The organism is Pantoea cypripedii (genome assembly GCF_011395035.1).
GTDB classification, from domain to species: domain Bacteria; phylum Pseudomonadota; class Gammaproteobacteria; order Enterobacterales; family Enterobacteriaceae; genus Pantoea; species Pantoea cypripedii_A.
On sequence record NZ_CP024770.1, the window covers coordinates 115,222 to 136,149 of the forward strand.

At 52.8% G+C, this 20,928-nt stretch carries 18 protein-coding genes; 8 read left to right on the top strand and 10 right to left on the bottom strand.

Annotated features, from left to right (window positions below):
• Together CUN67_RS23865 and CUN67_RS23870 are read right to left on the bottom strand one after the other, a co-directional pair.
• A complete protein-coding gene (locus tag CUN67_RS23865; protein WP_208717970.1) occupies nt 1-849 on the bottom strand; it encodes an ABC transporter permease in 849 nt (282 codons plus the stop codon).
• Nucleotides 846-2,339, bottom strand: coding sequence for an ABC transporter substrate-binding protein (locus CUN67_RS23870; RefSeq protein ID WP_208717971.1), 1,494 nt, complete (start codon nt 2,337-2,339; stop codon nt 846-848). Before CUN67_RS23870 ends, CUN67_RS23865 begins: the two co-directional genes overlap by 4 nt.
• Before the next feature lie 167 nt (nt 2,340-2,506).
• Between CUN67_RS23870 and CUN67_RS23875 the strand changes: the two genes are divergently transcribed.
• From CUN67_RS23875 to CUN67_RS23885, 3 genes are all read left to right on the top strand, one after another.
• Nucleotides 2,507-3,163 carry a GntR family transcriptional regulator gene (locus tag CUN67_RS23875; RefSeq protein ID WP_208717972.1) on the top strand — a complete coding sequence of 219 codons (657 nt, stop codon included), beginning with the start codon at nt 2,507-2,509 and terminating at the stop codon, nt 3,161-3,163.
• A gap of 310 nt (nt 3,164-3,473) precedes the next feature.
• Nucleotides 3,474-3,956 carry an Hcp family type VI secretion system effector gene (locus CUN67_RS23880; RefSeq protein WP_208717973.1) on the top strand — a complete coding sequence of 161 codons (483 nt, stop codon included), beginning with the start codon at nt 3,474-3,476 and terminating at the stop codon, nt 3,954-3,956.
• 20 nt (nt 3,957-3,976) lie between these two features.
• Entirely contained in the window at nt 3,977-4,888 is a 912-nt protein-coding gene (locus tag CUN67_RS23885) for a hypothetical protein (protein ID WP_208717974.1), read from the top strand.
• 89 nt (nt 4,889-4,977) lie between these two features.
• Here CUN67_RS23885 and CUN67_RS23890 read toward each other — a convergent pair whose 3' ends face one another.
• Nucleotides 4,978-6,300, bottom strand: coding sequence for a glycoside hydrolase family 10 protein (locus CUN67_RS23890; RefSeq protein ID WP_208719452.1), 1,323 nt, complete (start codon nt 6,298-6,300; stop codon nt 4,978-4,980).
• A gap of 395 nt (nt 6,301-6,695) precedes the next feature.
• Between CUN67_RS23890 and CUN67_RS23895 the strand changes: the two genes are divergently transcribed.
• From CUN67_RS23895 to CUN67_RS23905, 3 genes are all read left to right on the top strand, one after another.
• Entirely contained in the window at nt 6,696-7,397 is a 702-nt protein-coding gene (locus tag CUN67_RS23895; RefSeq protein WP_208717975.1) for a hypothetical protein, read from the top strand.
• The gene (locus tag CUN67_RS23900) at nt 7,394-7,828 is read left to right on the top strand and encodes a hypothetical protein (RefSeq protein WP_208717976.1); all 435 of its coding nucleotides are present in this window, start codon (nt 7,394-7,396) and stop codon (nt 7,826-7,828) included. The genes CUN67_RS23895 and CUN67_RS23900 overlap by 4 nt, the downstream gene beginning before the upstream one ends.
• Nucleotides 7,829-8,049: 221 nt before the next feature.
• On the top strand, nt 8,050-8,304 hold the full coding sequence (locus CUN67_RS23905) for an arylamine N-acetyltransferase (protein ID WP_208717977.1): 255 nt from the start codon (nt 8,050-8,052) through the stop codon (nt 8,302-8,304).
• Here CUN67_RS23905 and CUN67_RS23910 read toward each other — a convergent pair.
• Together CUN67_RS23910 and CUN67_RS23915 are read right to left on the bottom strand one after the other, a co-directional pair.
• Entirely contained in the window at nt 8,299-8,790 is a 492-nt protein-coding gene (locus tag CUN67_RS23910) for a GNAT family N-acetyltransferase (protein WP_208717978.1), read from the bottom strand. The genes CUN67_RS23905 and CUN67_RS23910 overlap by 6 nt on opposite strands.
• Nucleotides 8,778-9,044 (bottom strand): DUF1778 domain-containing protein, encoded by a 267-nt coding sequence (locus tag CUN67_RS23915; protein WP_208717979.1) that lies wholly within the window; start codon nt 9,042-9,044, stop codon nt 8,778-8,780. The genes CUN67_RS23910 and CUN67_RS23915 overlap by 13 nt, the downstream gene beginning before the upstream one ends.
• Nucleotides 9,045-9,221: 177 nt before the next feature.
• Between CUN67_RS23915 and CUN67_RS23920 the strand changes: the two genes are divergently transcribed.
• Nucleotides 9,222-10,025 carry an arylamine N-acetyltransferase family protein gene (locus CUN67_RS23920; protein WP_208717980.1) on the top strand — a complete coding sequence of 268 codons (804 nt, stop codon included), beginning with the start codon at nt 9,222-9,224 and terminating at the stop codon, nt 10,023-10,025.
• On the opposite strand, the gene CUN67_RS23925 is transcribed toward CUN67_RS23920, so the two are convergent.
• The 4 genes from CUN67_RS23925 to CUN67_RS23940 form a co-directional block, all read right to left on the bottom strand.
• Nucleotides 10,014-10,673, bottom strand: a complete 660-nt coding sequence (locus tag CUN67_RS23925; protein WP_208717981.1) for a DUF1345 domain-containing protein — start codon at nt 10,671-10,673, stop codon at nt 10,014-10,016. The genes CUN67_RS23920 and CUN67_RS23925 overlap by 12 nt on opposite strands.
• Nucleotides 10,674-10,753: 80 nt before the next feature.
• A complete protein-coding gene (locus tag CUN67_RS23930; RefSeq protein WP_208717982.1) occupies nt 10,754-12,403 on the bottom strand; it encodes a M28 family metallopeptidase in 1,650 nt (549 codons plus the stop codon).
• A complete protein-coding gene (locus tag CUN67_RS23935) occupies nt 12,390-13,193 on the bottom strand; it encodes a transporter substrate-binding domain-containing protein (RefSeq protein WP_208717983.1) in 804 nt (267 codons plus the stop codon). Before CUN67_RS23935 ends, CUN67_RS23930 begins: the two co-directional genes overlap by 14 nt.
• Nucleotides 13,190-14,380, bottom strand: a complete 1,191-nt coding sequence (locus tag CUN67_RS23940; protein ID WP_208717984.1) for a M20 family metallopeptidase — start codon at nt 14,378-14,380, stop codon at nt 13,190-13,192. Before CUN67_RS23940 ends, CUN67_RS23935 begins: the two co-directional genes overlap by 4 nt.
• A 170-nt stretch (nt 14,381-14,550) precedes the next feature.
• Between CUN67_RS23940 and CUN67_RS23945 the strand changes: the two genes are divergently transcribed.
• Nucleotides 14,551-15,405: a LysR family transcriptional regulator gene (locus CUN67_RS23945; protein WP_208717985.1), complete on the top strand. Its 855-nt coding sequence runs from the start codon at nt 14,551-14,553 to the stop codon at nt 15,403-15,405.
• A 5-nt stretch (nt 15,406-15,410) separates the two neighbouring features.
• Here the strand turns inward: CUN67_RS23945 and CUN67_RS23950 are convergent, their stop codons facing one another.
• The gene (locus CUN67_RS23950; protein ID WP_208717986.1) at nt 15,411-20,774 is read right to left on the bottom strand and encodes a hypothetical protein; all 5,364 of its coding nucleotides are present in this window, start codon (nt 20,772-20,774) and stop codon (nt 15,411-15,413) included.
• Nucleotides 20,775-20,928: the final 154 nt, after the last annotated feature.

Genomic DNA, 20,928 nt, shown 5'->3' on the forward strand with positions numbered 1-20,928 from the left:
TTAGTCAAGCCTCGTGTGAGTGCGACGCAGCAGCGCATCGCCCAACAGGTTGCAGCCAATCACCAGCGCGGCAATCACCAGGCCGGGATACAACACCAGCCATTGCGCCAGCAACATATAGGAACGGCCTTCGCCAATCAGATTACCTAGCGTGGGAGTCGGCGGCTGAATCCCCATGCCAAGAAAACCTACCGAGGCTTCCAGCACAATCAGACGCGGAATATCCAGCGTCAGTAGCACCACCAGCGGGGTTAGCAGGTTGGGCAGAATGTGGCGCAACAGGATGCGCAGCGGCGAGAATCCCATCGCCTTCGCCGCCTGAATGTATTCCAGCTCGCGGATTTCCAGCGTTTTGGCGCGGGCCACGCGCGCATAAATCGCCCAGCTGGTCACTCCCATAATGACGATGATGTTGGTGGTGGAGGTTCCCATCAGCGCAATCACCAGCAAAATCAGCAGAATAAACGGCACTGCCAGCTGAATATCGATCAGGCGCATAATCAGGGCATCGACCCAGCCACCGGCGTAACCGGCAATCATGCCGAGCGCGACACCCGCCACGGCACCGATTGCGGCGGCCAGCACCACTACCATCAATGAAAGGCGGGTACCTGCCAGAATGCGTGATAATAAATCGCGTCCCAGCTGATCGGTACCCAGCCAGTGACCGGCGCTACCGGGTGGCAGAAACATATCGGCCAGCTGATTGGTTAAGGGATCAGGCAGCGGCAGCCAGGGAGCGATCAACGCAGCCACAATCACCACCAACAGCAGCACGCTGCCGATCAGGGCGTCACCGTAGAACATACGGCGTGGGCGACGTTGTAAGGCTGCCGCTGGCGTAATCATTTCAGCCTCAGATCGTACAGCGGGATACGTGCATCGACGCGCCCTTTAAACGTCAGCTTATCGCTGTGCGCATACAGGGTGTCTTCGCGATAGAGCGGAATCAGCGGTTGCTGTTCGGCGACACGCTGCTGAATCTGCTCAAGCAGTTTTTTGCGTTTATCGGCATCCACTGTCTGGCGACTCTGATCCAGCAACTTATCCAGCTCAGGATCGTTGACGGTGGAGTAAGGTTCGCCGCTGTGCAGAATCGGGAACAACGCGGCATCGGCATCCAGCGTCTGGGTCGAACCCCAGGCGAGCATATACATCGGTGCCTGTTTCTGAGCGGCGACCTGCTGGGTATAGACCGACCACTCTGGCACTTCCAGCTGCGCTTTTACGCCAATGGCGCTGAGATCCTGCACGATAGCCTGTGCGACATCGGCGCTGGCGATATAGCGACGCGGAGCCTGGAAGCGCAGGGTAAAGCCATTCGGATACCCCGCCTGTGCCAGCAGCGTTTTAGCTTTCGCCACATCCTGCACCGTGGCCGGTACAGCCAGATAACCAAAGTCATTGGCACCGGCCATGGTTCCAGTTGGCGTGCCGTAACCGTGCAGCAACTGCTGGGTGTAAGCCTGACGATTCAGCGCCAGCGACAGCGCCTGACGGACGCGCACGTCGTTGAGCGGTTTTTCGCTGTTTTTCAGACCGAGATAGATGGTCAGTCCGCCGCCTTTCACCTGCTCAAGTTGTACGCCCGGCCGGTTCTTCAGTGCCGGGACCAGGTCAGCCGGAACACTTTCCACCAGCTGGACTTCACCGGTCAGCAGCGCGGTAATACGCGAGGTGGCTTCCGGGATCGGACGCCAGGTGACGCGATCAATCGAAGGCTTGCCACGCCAGTATGCATCGTTGGCGACCATCACCACTTTTTCATCCGGGATGAAGGTATCAAGCTTATAGGCTCCGCTGCCTACCGGCTTGCGGGCAAATTCGCTGGCACCCACTTTTTTCACGTAACCGGGTGGGACGATATAAGCCGGATAACGACTCATACGCGTTGGCAGCAACGGATCCGGGCCGTTAGTATGGATCAGCACCTGATAATCGTTGACCACCTCGACCGATTTGATGGTGCGAATGTAGGAGATGGTCGGGGCATGGTTGGCCGGGTCCAGAATGCGGTCGATGGAGAACTTAACCGCCGCGGCATTCACCGGCTCGCCATCGGTAAAATTCACCCCTTTACGCAGGTTAAATTGCCAGGTGGTATCATTGATGGCTTTCCAGTCGGTTGCCAGACCCGGTTGCAGCGACATGTCGTCGGCACGACGGACCAGGGTATCGAAGATGTTATCCACCAGGGTGGCGGCTTCTTTGAGAAAACCGGGGTCCATCGCCGTCGCTGACGCGGGTTGGGCAATGGTCAGTTCTGCTGCCTGCAGGGTGGTGGGCAACAGGGCAAACAACAATGCTGTAGTAGCAAACTTCACTGCAGGTAGTCTCATAAACTTCATCCCAAAATGCATTCGGTAACGTAGTGAAAAGAGTGGTGCTGCCAGGAATCTGTGCTTCGCTTGTTTTGTAATACATGATATATCCTATAGCGAGCATTGATGGCAACAAAACATTTAAACTTCTTACCATTTGCGCAATCCGGGAAAGGGCAAAACGCATGATTGAAATGGAAAAAGCACAACGGCTAAGCCTTACCGCCCAGGTTGAAGCCACCCTGCGTAGCGCCCTGATTGTCGGCAAACTGAAGCCCGGCGCCCGCCTTGTGACCCGGGATCTGGCCGCGCAGCTGGGGACCAGCATCACCCCGGTACGTGAGGCATTGTTACGCCTGGTGTCTGCCGGCGCGCTGAACGCCACTCCGGCAGCGGCGTTTCTGGTACCGGAGATGCCGTTGTCGCGTTATCAGGAAATCACGCTGATACGTAAGCAGCTGGAAGGGTTGGCAGTGAAGATAGCGGTGCCAAATATCACAAAAAAGCAGCTCACCGAACTGAAAAAACTCTGTAATCGCTTTATGCAGGCCAAGCTAAACGGGGAAGTGGAGGCCGCGCTGGAGGCTAACCGGGCGTTTCGTTTTACCTTGTATGGTTACGCGCAGATGCCGACGTTAGTCGCGTTAATTGAACAGCTCTGGGTGCAGATTGGCCCCTGCCTGAATTACCTTTATCCGCAATCAACTGAGATGGTGAAAGGCCACAACTACGATCGCTTGCTGGAAGCGATTCAGGCGCAGGATATTGCGGCGGCTGAACAGGTGGTGTTAAAGGCGATCGATGATGGTACGGCGATTTTACTGAAGAAGTATTTTGTTTGACTGGTTTAGCCAGCAAATTGAATAAACTTTTCCGCCTCTCCGGAAGGGAGTAAATAAGACTCCCCGGGATTTTTTTGTGAGGTGATGACCAGGCTTCGTAACCTGTCATTACCCATCAACCTTCTACTGCATCCTCAATCAGTATTTTCAGCCTGCATATGAGTTTTGCCCGACCGGGCATCGACCCCATCTCGCTTTTTAAGAATGTTCCTGGAATTTATCAGATCCAGTTAAAAATATTGAAACAAAAATACGTTAAGGTTACTTATTAATCACGAAAATTATCTCAAACCTCCTGAGGGAATATAAAATGGCAATAGATACTTTTTTAAAGGTTGAAGGTGTAACCGGCGAGTCAAACGATTCAAATCATAAAAACTGGACAGATGTACTGTCATTTACCTGGGGTGCATCCCAGCAAGGTAATATGGCGGTGGGCGGTGGCGGCGGGAGTGGCAAGGTCAATTACCGCGATTTGCAAATCCAGGCACTTATCGATAAATCAACACCCTCCATTTTAAAATTCTGTTCCAGCGGTAAGCACGTTAATAAAGTTGAAATTTCCATATGTAAAGCGGGCGGCTCTCAGGTGGAATATTCCCGCATCGTATTGGAAGAGGTGCTGGTGACGCTGGTCGAGTTTGCCGGTGTCGGTCACACTGACACGATTGTTGTTAACTATCGATTCCAGGCGGCGAAAGTGACGCTGCATTATTGGGAACAGACCGAGCAAGGCACCAAAGGTGCTGAAACTCAATCCGGTTGGGATATAAAACAAAATAAAGAAATATAATTTAACCACGAGGAGATGCTATGGCAGACCCAACGCTGGAAGTCGAGTCCGTATTAAGGGGTAGCCTGCTCAGTGAGGACGACCTGCGAATTATTCTCACTTTTGTTAATGAACTGGATAGCGAAACCCTGGCACAGTTCGAAAGTGACACTGACTCGGGTATCATGAACGAATTCATGAAATTACAGCTCGCCAGTCAGCGCCGGATCGCAGAGGAAGATTATGCACCGCATCGGGATGAGGAGGAGAGAATAGGCCTGAGGAATATGGCTGGTAGCACCCTGGATAATAATCAGGACGTTTTCCAGAATTATTCAACCTCAGTCAAGGGATACGGCGGCAATGTGTATGACGATACACAAAAAAGTAATTATTCCATGGCTGCCCAGGTTGTGTCTGTCATCGGTGCTTTCTCGGGAGCAGGTTCCCTTTTTGCTACAACGGCCGCCGCTCAGGCTGGCGAAGCGCTGATGAGCAATATCTATGTGCGTTATACGCTGGGAGCCATTGGTGTACTGGGAATTTCAGGCGGCTGCGCGCTGGCGGTGCGTAACTTACTCTCTGATCGCCAGGTCGCAACCAATAAAAAATTGCTGGACGCCATGAAGAAAATGGCGAAAGCCAGAGTCAAGCTCACGACATTTTTTAATGAGACTCGCGTTAAAATCCTCAAGGATGAAGAGAAGGCAAAGAAAAGTGCTTTACTCTATATGAACCGTCGGCCAGTTAATCTTGCTGGCGCAGGGAATGTTCAGGCGCGGATGGAAAAGTTATTTTCTAATGTGTTATTAACCGACACATCACCATTGACGGCGAAGATATTGCTGAAAAGCAATGACTATTATGTCTCTTTGAATGATGACAGTAATCACCCAACGACTATTTCCAAAGATGACCTGAAGCTGATGGGTGAAATTGCAGGTATGTTTTAAATGGGGTCAGAGGGCCAGGCGTATATTTTGCTACGGTTGGCCCTCTGATTCATCGTCTGCTACGCAATGCTAATCAATATGTCAGGGAACTAACTTCCCCAGCGACTGCGCAGATAATTTACCGCCTCCTGTGTCTGCGGCTGGTTAAGATAGTTTTCCCGGAACAGAATCGTGCCACTAATCTGTGGTACTGATTCATTCAAATCGAGTTGTTTTTTCAGCTCCGGCACACCGCCATTCACTGTCCAGTCAGGTTCATTTTTTGACGGTTCACCCACTTTGTAGAAGGCGACGCCAATGTAAAGCCGGGTATGGGTGGGTTTCACCACATTTGCCCACCAGTTTGCCAGCACATCATAACGGGCAGCCTGTCGGGAGAAGGGCCAGTAAATTTGCGGGGCGATATAATCCAGCAACCCCATCTGTACCCACTGGCGGGTATCGGCATAAGCCTCATCATAGGCCGCTGCACCACGCGTGTCAGACCCCGCAGGATCATGGGAAATATTGCGCCACACACCGGCCGGGCTGACACCGAATTCCACACCGGGCTTTAGCTGTTTGATAGTACGCGATACCTGCTCAATCAATTGCTGGGTATTGTGTCGCCGCCAATCCGCTTTGGTCGCAAATCCCTGACCATACTTTCTGAAGGTCTGGCTGTCGTAAAGGGTGGAGCCAGCCGATTCCGCATAGAAATAGTCATCAAACTGCACGCCATCAACCGGATAACGGGAAACCACTTCGGCGACGATGCTGGTGATCCAGTCCCTGACCTCCGGGATACCCGGGTCCAGCACAAAACGGTCGCCTGCGGTGCGGATCCAGTCACGGTGCAGGACAAATACGCTGGCGGGATTAAGTGACAGTGTCGCGTTGAGCTCCGCTACGGTTGAGGGTTTGGTATTGACGGAGACCCGATAGGGATTGAACCACGCGTGGACTTTCATACCACGCTTGTGCGCTTCATCCAGCATAAACTGCAGCGGGTCATAGCCAGGATCGGCACCTATTTTTCCGGTCAGCATATCTGACCACGGCAAAATCTTTGATGGCCACAGCGCTGTGCCATCGGGTTTCACCTGGAAGAAAACGGTATTGATGCCAAGGCTTTTTAGCTTATCCAGCTTGTCCGTCAGCGCCTGCTGTTGTTGGCTGATGCGACTGGCAGCACTGCTGGCATTGACGGAAGCGACGGGTGGCCAGTCGAGACGGGAGACCGTCGCCAGCCAGACGCCACGCACCGGTTCCTGACTCGCTACGGGGTGCTGTGCTGGCAGAGGCTGTTTCGCTACCGGAGGAAACGGGGTAACCAGCGATTTAGGGGGTTCGGAGGAACAACTGGCCAGCAAAAGTGCGGTGGCGACCACGCCGCCGAACCTGTTAATGAGAGAGGCGATGATAAGCTCCAGTGCTTTGCGTTAATCGCGCGAAGAGGAACATTCTCTGACTCTGCGAATGAAAGTCAAGATGACTTACCCGCAATAGTTTCTACCAAACGTTATGTTATTCTTGATGCAAACTGATGCTTAAAGCCACGGGTTGGCGGGCCATGGCTTTAAGCGTTTGACAGGATCCTGCAGGGCAATCATTGAAAATGGTGGCAGAGAAAACAGGTATCTCTCGTGCGACTTATTCTCGTCTGAAAAGCGTACCAATTAAGTTGGTAGCTTTACTTACCGCAAGTATCTCTGTCCACATAAAAACTAATGCAAATGCGTGCTAAAGTAGCATTGTTATTTATGGAATTAACGGAAAATATCAGTTCAATAACTGATGACTGCTACCAAATGGAAGGGGAATAAGGATGAGTATAAGAAGCGAAATTATTGATGGTAACCTGGCACAAAGAAGTTCATACGGGTTGATATATACGGAAGTATTGGGCTGGGTGGATCTCGGACATGCGCAGGGTACAGATATTCGAAATTTGTGGGCGATAATGCTGCGCGGCGAATCCCAAAACACACCAACTTATGATGTTACATATAAACAATCCATGATTGGCCTTAAACGTCGTCTGACGATCGGTAAATCAATTACCTGGCGTCTCAAAAAAGGTCTGTCATATCATCAAAAGCAAAGCATTGCTCTTGCCATGATGATGACAGTAGCCCGAAGATTTGAGGGGCTTCAGGGCTCTTTCCCTTTTAGCTGGGCTACCGATAGCGGATTCAGTGGTGAAGATCTGGTATCAGACCTGCTCGGTTTTTACCGGGTTATGTCGTGTATGAACAATGTGTTTGGCTACCTGAAACCGGTAAGCAAGGATGAGGCTTTAAAGCGGTGGGACCATTACGGAAAAATAGGTTCGTGGAAAAATGAAACTTTCAAACCGCTGCTATTCCCTGACCCAGCCTATTCTCCCAACGGCAGGCCATACTTTGGGCAATTACCAAACTTCATGAAAACTGTCATGCCTTATAACAGTTGGACATCTGAAGATGTCGGTATTGTTGACCCTAATCGGGGTTTTATCCATTTTGGCAGGGGAGAACCACGTACATGAAAAAATCACTAAAAATTATGCTGGCCGTTCTGGTTGTCTGTGTAATTGGTCTTTTTTATGGCTTGCAATATCTTAGTATGGAATTCGCTGACGGTGCTGATTACACGGAGCAGGATAAGAGGGAGTATAATTTTTATACTCCGGAATTGCTAAAAAACATACCCCGCATTAGCAACGTCTACAGTTTCCATTACAGCAATGTGTCCGGCCCCAATCCCGCACTGATTTATCAGGCGAGTTTTTCCGGTACAACGGATACAAGCAAAATTGACACTTACCTGGAAAAAAACGGGTATAAAAAAACAGGAATGTGCAATACAAACGGAGATTGCTGGATTGGCAAAGATCCCAACATAACAGTATCGGTGGGTTTTGAGGAAAACCCGAACACCATTCGTGTCGAGATGGTAGATAAGACGGGATACAATTGACGATATTTGGCAAGGAATAGCGAAAGACCCAACTAAGTGTGGTTTTTACATCATTGGACCTCGAATATTGAATTGAACATCAGATTTCATAGGGTCTCCAATTGCTATACACCGAACCATGTTCATATCTATGCCGGTATCCGGATACTGATCGCACAAGAATCAACATCACGCCTGGTAATGACGTTAGCATAGAGAGACTTATCATCAGGAAAAAAACCATGGACCACCCAGATAATCTTGCGTTATTCGCCCCCGCGGCCCATCTCACCGGCCTCTTTTTGCCAGACCTGGAGATGTTGCAGGTTCTGCACCGTACCTGGCCGCAGACCATTCCGTTTGAAAATATTGACGCGCTGCTGAGTCGCCCGGTGAGTATCGAGGTGGCGGATATCGCGGAAAAAATGTTGATTAAGCGCCGTGGCGGCTACTGTTTTGAACACAATCCACGGTTTCGGGCCGTGGCTTGCTTATAAGATGTTATTCAAAGGGAGAAACAGCGTTCTTTCCTGTGAGGTTGAAGCTTTAAATCCATGATGAAGGTAAAAACTTTTTGCCCCTTCTGTAAGTGCATGAACCATGATAGCTCGCACTCCAATATTTTCCGCCACACGATATGAGCGTAAAATTGCGTCATGAAGCAGGTCAGCACCTAGTCCCTTGCCATGAAACGAGGTATCCACCCCTAAACGTGCCAGGATAATGATGGGGATTGGGTCGGGCATGTTGCGACGAAGGCTTCCGGTTGCCGTTGCATGATTCACGCTGCCGGTAGCAAGTGAATAAAATCCAACAACCTCTTTGCTATTCGATCTGCAAACCACAAATGTTCTTGCTGCTCCCATCGCCTGATTTTTTAATCCACGTTGCCTGAGCCATTCATCGAGAACTATTTCTCCACAATGGAACTCCGCGAGTTGGTGGGTTGAGTCAAGTGGGGCAGGGATCGTTATCTGTCCCATTGTGGTTTTCTGGCCAGCAGTTTATCCAGCGCCGGATTAGTTGTTACCGGGGCATCAAGCATGTCGATAAACTCAGCATATTGTTCATCGTTAAGATTAAACACGCGGTGATCAAGAATAACGTTTTCCGCTGCGTGACAGGCCATTTCCAGAATGAAGTCGGTTCGTGATTTATGAAGCAGTTCAGCAGCGGCATCGATTAACGCCCGCTGAGATTCTTTAGCCCGAATATTGAGCTGAACATCAGATTTCATAGGGTTTCCTTTTGTATAGCAATTGCTTTACAAACATCATACTCGCCTTGTAAAGCAATTGCTATACACCGAACCATGTTCATATTTATGCCAGCACCGGATACTGATCGCACAAGAATCAACATCACGCCTGGTAATGACGTTAGCATAGAGAGACTTATCATCAGGAAAAAAACCATGAACCACCCAGATAATCTTGCGTTATTCGCCCGCGCGGCCCATCTCTCCGGCCCCTTTTTGCCGGACCTGGAGACGTTGCAGGTTCTGCACCGTGCCTGGCCGCAGACCATTCCGTTTGAAAATATTGATGCGCTGCTGAGTCGCCCGGTGAGTATCGAGGTGGCGGATATCGCGGAAAAAATGTTGATTAAGCGCCGTGGCGGCTACTGCTTTGAACACAATCTCCTTTTCAGACAGATTTTGCAGCAGGTGGGTTTTGCCGTGACGCCACATCTGGCGCGGGTGGTCTGGGGGCTGGAGCAGCCGGAAGTCCGGCCACAGACCCATATGTTGCTGCTCGTCACGCTGAACGGTGATAAATACCTTGCCGATGTCGGATTTGGCGGCGTCAGCCTGACTGCACCGCTGCGGCTGGAAGAGGGCGAGCAACAGGGGATGTTGCTGGAGCGGACTGGTGACCAGTGGCTGCTTTCGCTGGGCGATGACGCTGGTAAAAAACTGATGTACGTGTTCGACGAACGCCCATGTGAGTTACCCGATATCCTGGTTGCCAGCCATTTTGTCGCGACGCATGAAAGCTCGCTATTTCGCCATAACCTGGTGATGGCCGGACTGCGTAACGGTGAGCAGTACAATCTGTTCAATCAGCATCTCACTATCCACGGACGTGAGAAGACCGAACAGCAGACGCAGACATTTGAGGAATTTGCGCGTGTTGTCAGCCAGTTTTTTAGTCGCCCGGATGTGGTGGGTCATGAAGACATGCAGGCCATTTTCGCCAAAGTGGGTTTAGCTCAGTAGCCCGGCCCCGACATTCACCGATAACCCCAGAATCGCCAGATTGAAAACAAACGAAACCACCGACTGGAGCAACGCGATTTGTCGTATGTCGGTGGTTCCGGTCGCCACATCGGCGGTTTGTGCCGCCACGGCGATAGTGAAGGAGAAATAGAGGAAATCCCAGTAACCCGGTTCCTGTGGCTTTTCCGGGAAGATCATCGGCGTGACGTCTTTACTGCGGCGCAGGTAGTGATGATGAGCGTAATGCATAGCAAAGGCGGTGGGCAGCAAGGCCCAGGAGACCACCAGCGTGGCGCCAGTCAGCAGCAGATGCATCAGCCGGGGTGTCCCGGAGAGATGTTTGAGCGAGGGCAGTTCAAGCAGGATCGCCAGAATACTGACCATGCATCCGAGAATCACCAATCCCAGCACCAGCCCCGCGCTTTCATCCTGCATTCTGGCGATATGCGGAATATCTTCTACCCCGGTGCGTAACATGCGCAACCACATAAAAAACAGATAGAGCCATGCCAGCACATTCCAGCTAATCAGCAGCCGCTGCAGATAGCCTGATTGGGCGGGAAGGGCAAAAAAGCACACCACGCCAGCAAGGATAGCCATCAGCAAACGCGAGCGGGCGTGATAATAAGTTCTGAAAGAAAAAGTCATGATGTGAGTGACTTAGCGGTGGAACGATAGAATAACTGTAGACGCCAGCGGCAGTTTCCTCCTCCCGCTGCGTGACATCATCATTTCCCGGCCTGTAACGCTGCCAGGCTTTGCTCCAGCAACTCCTCACCCCTTGCCAGCTGGCGGATATATTGCGTCTCCAGCATCAGCCAGTAGCGGTCACTACAGGTCTCACGTCGGTGACCACACAACAGCTGCATCCCCGGAAAGGCCCCGCCGTGATAACTCAGGTCCGGATGGTAATCATCGCTGGCGCGGTAACGCAACCGATGCCAGAGGGCAATGGCGGTATGCAGGCTCCCTGGGTGATGGGGTGAGGCACATTCCTGTTGCAAAGCATCGAACCATCTTGCCCAGGATTGCAGGGAAAACGCCGGATCGACCGCACTTTGCAACTGCGCCAGCGCATCGCTCATCTGTTGCAGATAATGTTGCGGGTCCAGCGGTAGCGCATCCTCATTAAGCAGCTGCTGCAACCAGTGGTAATGAATCTGTGCATCACGCAGCAACAGGTCTTCATCCACTTTATCCTGTGTATCTTCTTCCGTATGCCACCACCAGCCACCACCGCTGCCAGGGGACAGGGTGGTGCGCACCTGCGGGGTTTCGCGCAAGGCGAAGTGCAGCGGGATGCTGACTCCCCAGAAAGATTGATCGGCCCCTTTGCCGAGCGGCGTAATGCGCTCAGCCGCTTTTCCGGTCACGGCATACACCGCCTGATTCAGCCATGCGGGCGATTCGGCACCGCTGGCATTGATCACCAGTTCAACGCCATCGACACAACCCGGCGAATCAACATTGATATGCGCCACGGCATGACGCAGCAGTTCGGTGCGATGGCTATCGGCATACCATGCCGAGCCGCCATAACGTGCATTCGAATGCCCCGGCCACCAGGCAATGCGCAGACCGCGCTTTAGCGGCTGCGGATAGCGGGAAAACGCCAAAGCCATCGCCAGACATAACGCATTACCCGTAGCATTGTCGGTGAGGCCCTGGTGCCATGAGTCGTAGTGTGACGAGAGCAACACAAACTCATCGCTTTCACCGGGAATGTCCACCACTGGCAGTGAACAGCGTGCAACATGCTCACGCACTTCCGTGGTGATCCTCGCCCGCAGCGGCTGCTGCTGTAACAGGCCCAGCAGCATCTGCCCTTGATGCTGATTGATGGAGATGACCGGGAGGGTGGGATAACGCACCGCATCATCCGGCACCGGTGAACCCCAGATCGGCCCGACGGTCTCCTCATGCAGCGCGGTTTCCGCGGATCCCCAGATATGAATCAGTCCCGCTGCGCCCGCCTGCATCAGCCGCTGCACATAATCTTCAAAGCCCTGGTCGGCCACCACCAGTTTGCCGCGTACTGATGCGGCCCAGGTGGCAGCCGCCGCATCGGTGACAAATGACATCGACTGGCGATCATAGAACAGCTCTGCTTCGCAGCCCTGCGGGCAGCTGGCAGAGAAAGAGCGGGTTTTGGCCTGAAACTGCATGGCAGGAAAGGCCGGCAGGCTCAGGCTGGCGGAGAGAGGATCGCTCAGCAACAGCGTACAGCTTTCACGCGTGAAGGGGATACCGTGCAGCTTCAGCAGCGAGCACAGTACCTCTGCACTTTGCTCGGCATCTTCACTGCCGGAAAGTCGGTGCAGATCGGCAAATGCATCCAGCAATTGCCGCATGATGGTCTGCCACTCACTGGGCTGCATTCACTGGCTCCGTGCGCGTGACTTTCATCTCCAGATCGCCGAAGTAATGCTGTTTCACTTTTTCCCAGGTGCCATCGGCCATCACTTTAGCCAGCCCGGCGTTGAGGAGTTTCTGTATCTTTTCATCACCTTTGCGTACACCGTAAGCCGAGCCAATGCTGAACAGCAGGTCATCACGCACTTCCGGGCCGATCAGCGCAAAGTCTTTGCCTTCCGGTTTGTTGAGGAAGCCGTAGGTGACCGCCACACCGGGGCTGAGCGCACCATCGAGACGCCCTGCGGCCAGATCCTGATAGATCACATCCTGATCGGGGTACATCACGATATCCACCCCTTTAGGTGCCCAGTATTTATTGGCGTACATCTCCTGGATTGAGCCCTGTTGTACAGCGATGCGCTTGCCCTGCAACGAGGTGGCATCGGGTTGCAAGTTACTGCCTTTATGCGCGACCAGTTTGGTGGGGATATGGTAGATAAAATCGCTGAAATCAATCGATTTCTGACGTTTCGCTGTGGCTCCCAGGGGGGAGATAAAATCCACTTTGCGCGCCATCAATGATGGAATCTCGGCATCAAAACTGCTCACCACATACTCACACTTCACCTGTACCGCTTTACATACCGCGTTGGTGATATCGATTTCAAAACCGGTCGGAGTACCTGATGCATCACGATACTGGAACGGGGGATAGCTCAGGTCCGCGCCGACGCGCAGCGTTTCACCGGCCGACCATGCCTGCGCACTCAGCGCCATCGTCATCAGCGTTAACAGGGTTACAGCAGACTTCATTGGGATTCTCCAGCAGGATAGTGAACAGAACGCCAGGCGGTGAATTCATCACGAACCGCCTGCAAGGCCGCAGGGTCGAGCAAATCGAGTGCCGTCATCGCCATGGCTTTGGCGGCATTCAGCATGGCTTCCATGCCCGCATCCGAACCGGCTGCGGCTGCAAATTCCGGCGTATGTGGCACCACATCGCCAATACGCAGGTAAGGGTGGATGGCGGCGGTGATCTGGCTGACATTGCCGATATCCGATGAACCCACGCCGCCACGCTCCGGTGGCGCTTCGGCAGTCAGTCCCAGCTGTTCCAGGTTGCGCTGGAATAGCCCGGCCAGCGCCAGATTGTTATTGCGTTCGGCATAGGTCAGCCCTTCTTCAATTTCCAGCCGTGCTCCGCTCATCGCTGCCGCCGCTTCGGCCGCCGCAAACACTTTCTGCCGGACAATGTGCAGACCACTCATGGTGGCAGCGCGCAGCAGAAATTTCGCTTCCGCATAGGCCGGGACGATATTAGTTGCGCTGCCGCCGTGGGTGATGATGCCGTGCACACGGACATCGTCGGTAAAGAACTGACGCAGTGCGTTCACCCCAACGAAGGTCTGAATCACCCCATCCAGCGCACTGATACCCAGATGCGGAGCCGAGGCGGCATGTGCCGCTTTACCATAAAACTTAAACACCGCATCCACGCAGGCCAGCGCGCCGCGCGTCACCATGTTTTTCTCGCGGGGGTGGAACATCATCACGGCGTCTGCTCTGTCAAACAACCTGGCATTGGCCATGATGATTTTGCCGCCGCCTTCTTCTTCGGCCGGGGTGCCCATCACTTCCAGGCTGCCGTGGGTCAGCGTACCGCTGTTCACCAGCGCCAGCGCGGCGGCTACCGAGGCACTGCCGATCAGGTTATGGCCACAGGCGTGGCCCAGTTCGGCCAGGGCGTCATATTCCGCCAGCAGCACCAGGCGGGGGCCGGGATGACCGGTGTCGTAACGAGCACAAAAGGCAGTGTCCAGTCCGGCCAGCGGTTGCGTCAGTGCAAAGCCAGCGGCCGCCAGCGGTGCCTGAAGCCGTTGTGCCGCACGATGTTCCTGGAAACTTAGCTCCGGATCGCCGTGAATCTCACGCGCCAGCGCGCTCATCGCATCGCGAATCGCTTCTACAGCATAAATAATTTTTTGCTTTTGCTCGGTCATGGTGCAGTGCAGACTCCATAGGTGCCAAATTGGTGCATCTAATTTATTGAATTAAATCCTGTTATTCAGATATACCCCGCTTTGTCATAAAAGCCCAATTGAGCTTTTTTATTACTTGCGTCATCAAGACAAAAATTATTTTATGGATGAGTGAAAACAGGAAAGCAGAGATGAACGAAAAAGACTGGCTGATCATTTTTACCGTCTGGCAGCACCAGAACATCACGCGTGCGGCGCAGCAGCTGTATACCTCACAACCCGCACTGAGTTATCGGCTGAAGCAGATTGAGCGCAAACTTAATGTGCAATTGTTCGAGGAGAGCGGTCGCAGCCTGATTTTCAGCGCCCAGGGGCGTTATCTGGCGCAGCACGCCGGTAAGATGTTGCAGGAATCGCAACAGCTGCGGCAGACCCTGCACAGCCTCAGCCAGCCACGCCAGGGGGAATTGCGCCTTGGCGTCACCAGCAACTTTGCTGCCTATCGTTTGCCCGAAATTCTGGCGCGCTTCAGCGAGCAGCACAGCGGTATCCGCGTCAATCTGGTCAGTGGTTTAAGTGAAGAGATGTATCAAAAATTACAGCGTGATGAAGTGCATGCCGCGCTGGTGAAAGATGATTATCACTGGCGTGATGGTAAGCGGCTGGTGGACATCGATGATTACTGGCTGGTCAGCCAGCAGCCACTCGACCTGCGATTATTGCCGCAGCTGCCGCAGATACGTATCAATCATGGCGGCCATATCACTCATCTGATTGAGCGCTGGTGGAACGCCAATTTCACCCTGGCACCGCGCGTGGCGATGCAGGTGGATAAGCTGGAGGTCTGTCTGGCGATGGTGGAGCGCGGCCTCGGTTATGCCATTGTATCGAGCTACCAGCCCCTGTCAGAACGGCTGTGGTGCCAGCCGTTGCAGGTGGCGGGGGAGACGCTGAAAAGCCGCACCTGGCTGCTGTATCAGCACGCCAGTCACGATGCCTCGGTGATCATGCCTTTCGTCGAGATGTTTGCTGATTTAAACCTCTGAAGCCCTCAGAGGTTGCCAATCTTACCGGTCAGCTCCAGCCCGATGGGATGCTGATGGTCTGCCAGCCATTGCAGCAGTGACATAAAATCCGCCTTGTAGCCATCATTGCTGCAAATATCATCTTCGGATGCTCGCCAGACTTGCTGAAGTAAGCTGGCAAGACGGTCTTTTGCATCTTCCTGGTCTTGCCTGTGCCAGACGGCATCTGCTGCTTCCGGCAGCTGAAGCAAAAGATGTAATCCCTCAATCCGCAAGGCTTCAGCCGCCGGGGTCCCCAGCCAGCGAGCTACCGTAGTGAGATATGTCACATCAGCTTTGTCAGCCTCGCAGTGCCCGCGAATATTGTTCCATACCAGCGGTGCGAAGTCGGCGCAGTCACGCGTCCAGCAATCAAGCAGTGAACCTTTTATTCCGCTTAACGATTGCCAGATATCATGATGGCTTCCCCATTTTTTATCCTCGGGCAGGACCACAACCATGTTGTTGTACCGGTCAATTAACAGCGCAAGTTTATCCCGCGATAATTGGTCAGTGAGACCGTGCCTGTAAAGATCTGACAGAAAATAGTCGCACCAGGATGCACAGGACAGGGGAAGACTTAACAGTAGCCCCCAGCAGTACTCGGGCTGTTCATCAGGCTTCAGCTGTAAACAGGCTAAAGCTATCTGATTGATCAGGTCGATGTCAGCGGATGGCAGATAGGCCGCATCTGACGATCGTTTTTCTGGCAGCGCGTTGATTAAATCAATACGGGATTTAAGCGCGTTAAACAGAAAGTTGATTCTGTAACGTCGCTCAGCCTTGGGGAGCGCGTCGTCCAGAGAACAGGTGGTTTTGTTAGCATCCCAAATCAGTTCGAAATCCAGACCTCGGTTGTAACCCGATCGATTAAAATCGTCATCGTAAGCTGCGAGGTAAGCAGAGGTATCCATATCTCGCCAGTCCGCAGTTGGGCATTCCAGCTTGCCTTCGACGAACGCGGCAAGAATATCGTGGAACCAGAGATTTACGTTGTCGTCCTCAGCGGTGAAAAAAGCCTCATCGGGTGCGGAAGGTAAATATTGTATCCATCTTCTGCGTTCAATACGGCTGCGAAGCCATGCTGATTCATAAAACAGCCTGCGCAGCCTAAATATGTCCTGATAAAATTCAGGTCCTAAACGCGTGGCTGCTTCTGACAATTGCTTAACGGCTTCGTTGTGGAATGAGAATGCCATCCGTGCCACCAGAAGGCGCAGACCTGCATCATCCTGATCCGCTTGCCATAATGCCATCGCAGCCTGTGCAGCCGAGACATCCCAGCTCCAGTCAGACCCATTGGTATGGGTGTGAATAGCATTGAGAGGAGGGGGAGAACGAACCAGTTCCAGCAAGGTATCCCGACACCAGGCCAGCAAAGAGGCATCGGGTTTGCTCTGTTCACCGTAATAGCAGAGGATAACGGCAATCCCTCCCGCCAGGGCATTAGCCGATGCAGAGATTTCTACGAAATCCGCTGTTTCGACATGATATTCACTGGACATATCCTCTCGCCATAACGGTTCGACAAATGATTTCAGATGTTCAGCAATGACTAAAATATCTGATTCATCTAAGTTTCTGATGTTTCTACGTATCGTCTGGCATTGAAATGTGAACCGGGTCAGTTCACCAAAACGCTCAAGTGACCGGTATTCTGCGGGCATCTCACGTTGTTTTAGCGCTGCCACTCTTTTCCAGTACACCTGTCCATCGTCCTCTTTTCCCTTTTGGTAATGTGCAGCCGTAAAATAATCGATAAGATCGGTATACATCTCCCGTTCTTCCCCCGCGGGCATGTTCTCCACCTTTTTTTGCCATTGCGCTGTTTTGCCATCAAGACAAGCGCGGACTTTCTCGTTCTCAAGGTATAAAAACAAGGCCAGGGGATGCTGTAGCTTTACATTACGGTGCGGCAGATGATTAAAATCACGCTGATTTTTTATCTGACCCGCGTTCATATAAATCGAGGGAATATCAAGATGAGCGCGTCCCCGGAACTCGGTGCGTAGCGTCCAGTTAAACAGTTCCGGTAAGGTCAATAACGGCATCAGCGCATCAGTAAATAACGCCGTGCGCTTTTTACCCACATCAATGAGTATCTGCAAAAAGGGCACTGACTCTGCGCTGTGCCATACCGCGCGCAGGAAAGGCTCTACGTCTTCATTATTATCCATTTTATCGTAGAGAAATTTTTCCAGCGCCATCAGCGCGGTGGTCATAACGCATTCCGGTGATGGATCACCTAAATAGGCTGACCAACCCAGGATGCGGCCATTTCCCCACAGTGTTTTACGGACGCCAAACAGTTCGACATCAAGTTTCAGTGAGGTATTGAGACCAAAAAGCGTTGAATCAGTGTCTGCGTTATTTTCTCCTGCGCGTCTGCTACACCAGCGATGGGCCAGGGTATTCACCAGACGGCTAATCAACACCAGACCTTCTTCAAAATTGATCTCAAGAAACAGGCGGAAGGGGCCATTTCCCCAGTACGGACTGGTGTTCTGATAATCATGTATCAGGTCATATCGCCATTCATCGTTCCTGCCACTGCGCTGCAGCTTTTCCTGTTCAGAGACATAAAGGCAGGCCAGTACTACTTCCCGGGCAACGGCTGGCCGGGAAACTATCAGCGGTAACAATGACACGCCATCCATAACCACGTAACGGAAATCATCATCTACCGGATTACGGGGGCCATCTTCAAGCGCTGTCAACTCCATGGCTTCATCTGAATAAGGTAACAGAAGGGTAAATTGCCTGTCGTTACGCAGTGCGGTAGTGCGTTCGGCAAGAAACAGCGCCAGCTGCGCCGTTTTATCCGGCAATTCGTGCGCGGCCGAGAGTGCGACGGTGAACATGGCGCGTTTGTCAGAGGATGTCAGCTTCCGCTGTTCGATTGCATAACATCCCAGCCGTAATGCCAGCTCACTGATTTCCTGACGCAGCATGCCGCCATGTTGGGTGAACTGTAGCCACATGCTGGTGATGCGAGTGACCTGCGAGGGGGCAAGTGGAACCACGCGTTCAGCGTGTTCATATAAGAAAGACAGCACCGGTGGCCACCAGAGTGGCACGGGCAGACGGAAGCGGGCAGCAACCTGATTGTCGTCGAGGTTCATACGGCGTCCTGCCGCAACTATCATTGGATCCGGTTGCGTGGCAAAGGCCAGGAAGCGGGTCAGTAATCGTTCCAGCAGCGGTTCTTTCTCATCAAGGAGAAGTTCCGCCACCACCGTGAGATTGGCTGATGCGTTGCTGCTGAAAAAAAGCGATTCCAGCAATAAGTCGGCCGCCGATTCGCCCGCCGCCGCTTTTAATTGCCGCAACAGTTTTTGCCATTCACGGTGCGTGCCTGCGCCTTCCAGTAGATCGCAACCCAGCAGGCGGACAGCCCGGTGCCATAAAGGCGAGGATAAGCGGGGGGTTAAGAAGGCGATCAACTCTCTGCCCTGAGACTTAAGCATTGCCAGCCTTGCCCAGTCGCCAAACAGGTCATGGGCAAAAACCACGCTGCGGTTATTTTCAACTGCCAGCAACTGATGAATCACCACCTCATCAAGGCTGGTGGCATCGTTTAGCACATCGTCAGTCACGGAAACCGCCGAACAAAGCGAATCAGCCATTTTGGCTGCCAGATTCATTAACAGACGACTGCGCCCCTGAGCGCGCTGGCCATAGGTAATCTCGGTATCCCAAAACCATGCAGCAACCTGGCTTTCGCCGAGCAGGGCATCACACGTGACGGGATTGCCGTTCTCACTATTTCGCGCTATCAGGTCAAGTATCTTCAGGTTCTGGCAAATTGAGGTCAGGCGGGGATCGTGAATGATATGTTCCACTGCCGGGATAACCTTCAGCAGCTCGGCTAACTCAGTCTGATCGGGGGCGGGGCACTGAATGATTTTCCAGCCGGAGATGTCCACGCGTGCCTTTCGCAACTTAGCTGAGACCCCCTCCCAGTCAGAGGTCTGGCAGGTAATGATAAACTGGCATGCCAGTTGAGGTTGTTCTGTGGTGAGCCTGTCTCTTAAATCGGCAATCATGGCAATGGTCTCATTGCCATGAAAACGGGCAACACCATCAATGACAACCGTCACCGGGCCCTGATGCGCTTTTAACAGGGATGCCAGCGGCTGCCTGATGCCGATATCACGTTGCAGTGCAGACAGATCCGACCGTTCCAGCCAGGAACCGCCAATCCACAACGTCAATCCACCGGCATCTTCCAGCATTTGCGTATGTCGACTGACCAGCGCCGATTTACCCGCGCCGGAACTGCCCAGCAACACCACCGTTCTGCTTTCCCCCAGCGCATCCTGGAGAGACTGCAGCGCTGGCTGGCGTGGCATCTGATAACGGTTGATATCCATACAAATTCGGCGGCGGGCAAGCCGTGAAAATTCGGCGATACTTTTCCAGTCCGCGTCTTCATTGGGCAACAGGGTTGATACCGACTCTTCAAGGCGGTTCAGTTTTTCTCCCTGTTGTTCCACCGTTTCACTGAGCAACGATTGCCAGCTGTTAAGGTGAACCAGTCCAACTTGTGTCGCCCAGCTCTGCAATGACGTTGCGATACTGGTGACAAATTGCGTGAGCAGTGCCTGGGTTAAACATCGGCTGGTCACGTCAGCTTTTGATGCGGCCAGCAGAACCTGATACGTCAACGCTCTGGCAAGTTCCGATGCCGGGAGGTCCTGAGTGTCAGCACGGGACGCCAGCGTGCTTTCCAGGGTGTCCATGCTGGCAGCCACACCCTCGATACCCAGTTTCCAGGAGACCGCGAGAAAAAAGCGCTCCCACTCGTCTTGTTCATCCAGCCAGCATATTGCCTGCTGAACGTCTCTGGCGTGCCGGGCCTCGGCCGTTATCTTTTCATCATTTTCACCGGGAAGGGAGGTGGATAAATGACGAATAAACAGGGCGCGTACCGCGGATGTCAGCCTGGATATGTCCTGCGTTTGCTCCGACGCCTCACGGCTGGCAAGGTTTTGCCAGACGGGAATGACCTCGATTTCGAAGTCCAGTTGCTGGCCAGCGCCGGTCTGGCGAATGCCAGTGGTGGCAGCCGTCCGTTGCTTCAACAGTTGGGATGTGGCAGCAAACAGTAATGTCACCTCGCGGCCATGACTGCGATGGAAGTGCCAGGAAACCAGAAAATTAAAAATGGATGCCCACACTTCATCTGAACGGATATTGATTGCCTCTGCCAGATCTTTAAGTTGTGTTTCGCTTACTTCATGAATACAACCGTCTTCCCCGATCAGGAAGCGATCAACATCTTCCCGTCCTTCAACCACCAGCACTTCATTCTCCGCCAGGTTTAACCATTCATGGACAGCGTAGAGCATCTGGGTCAGATATCCCCTGATACTGGCATGCGCGGAACGATCCAGCGTGCCTTGTATGGTTGCAATTGGCCCTGATGGTGGTTGAGTTGTGTTCGAATCTGATGGGTTCAAAGCAGGTCATTCCATGTTGCATTGACAGGACAGAAGGGGGGAG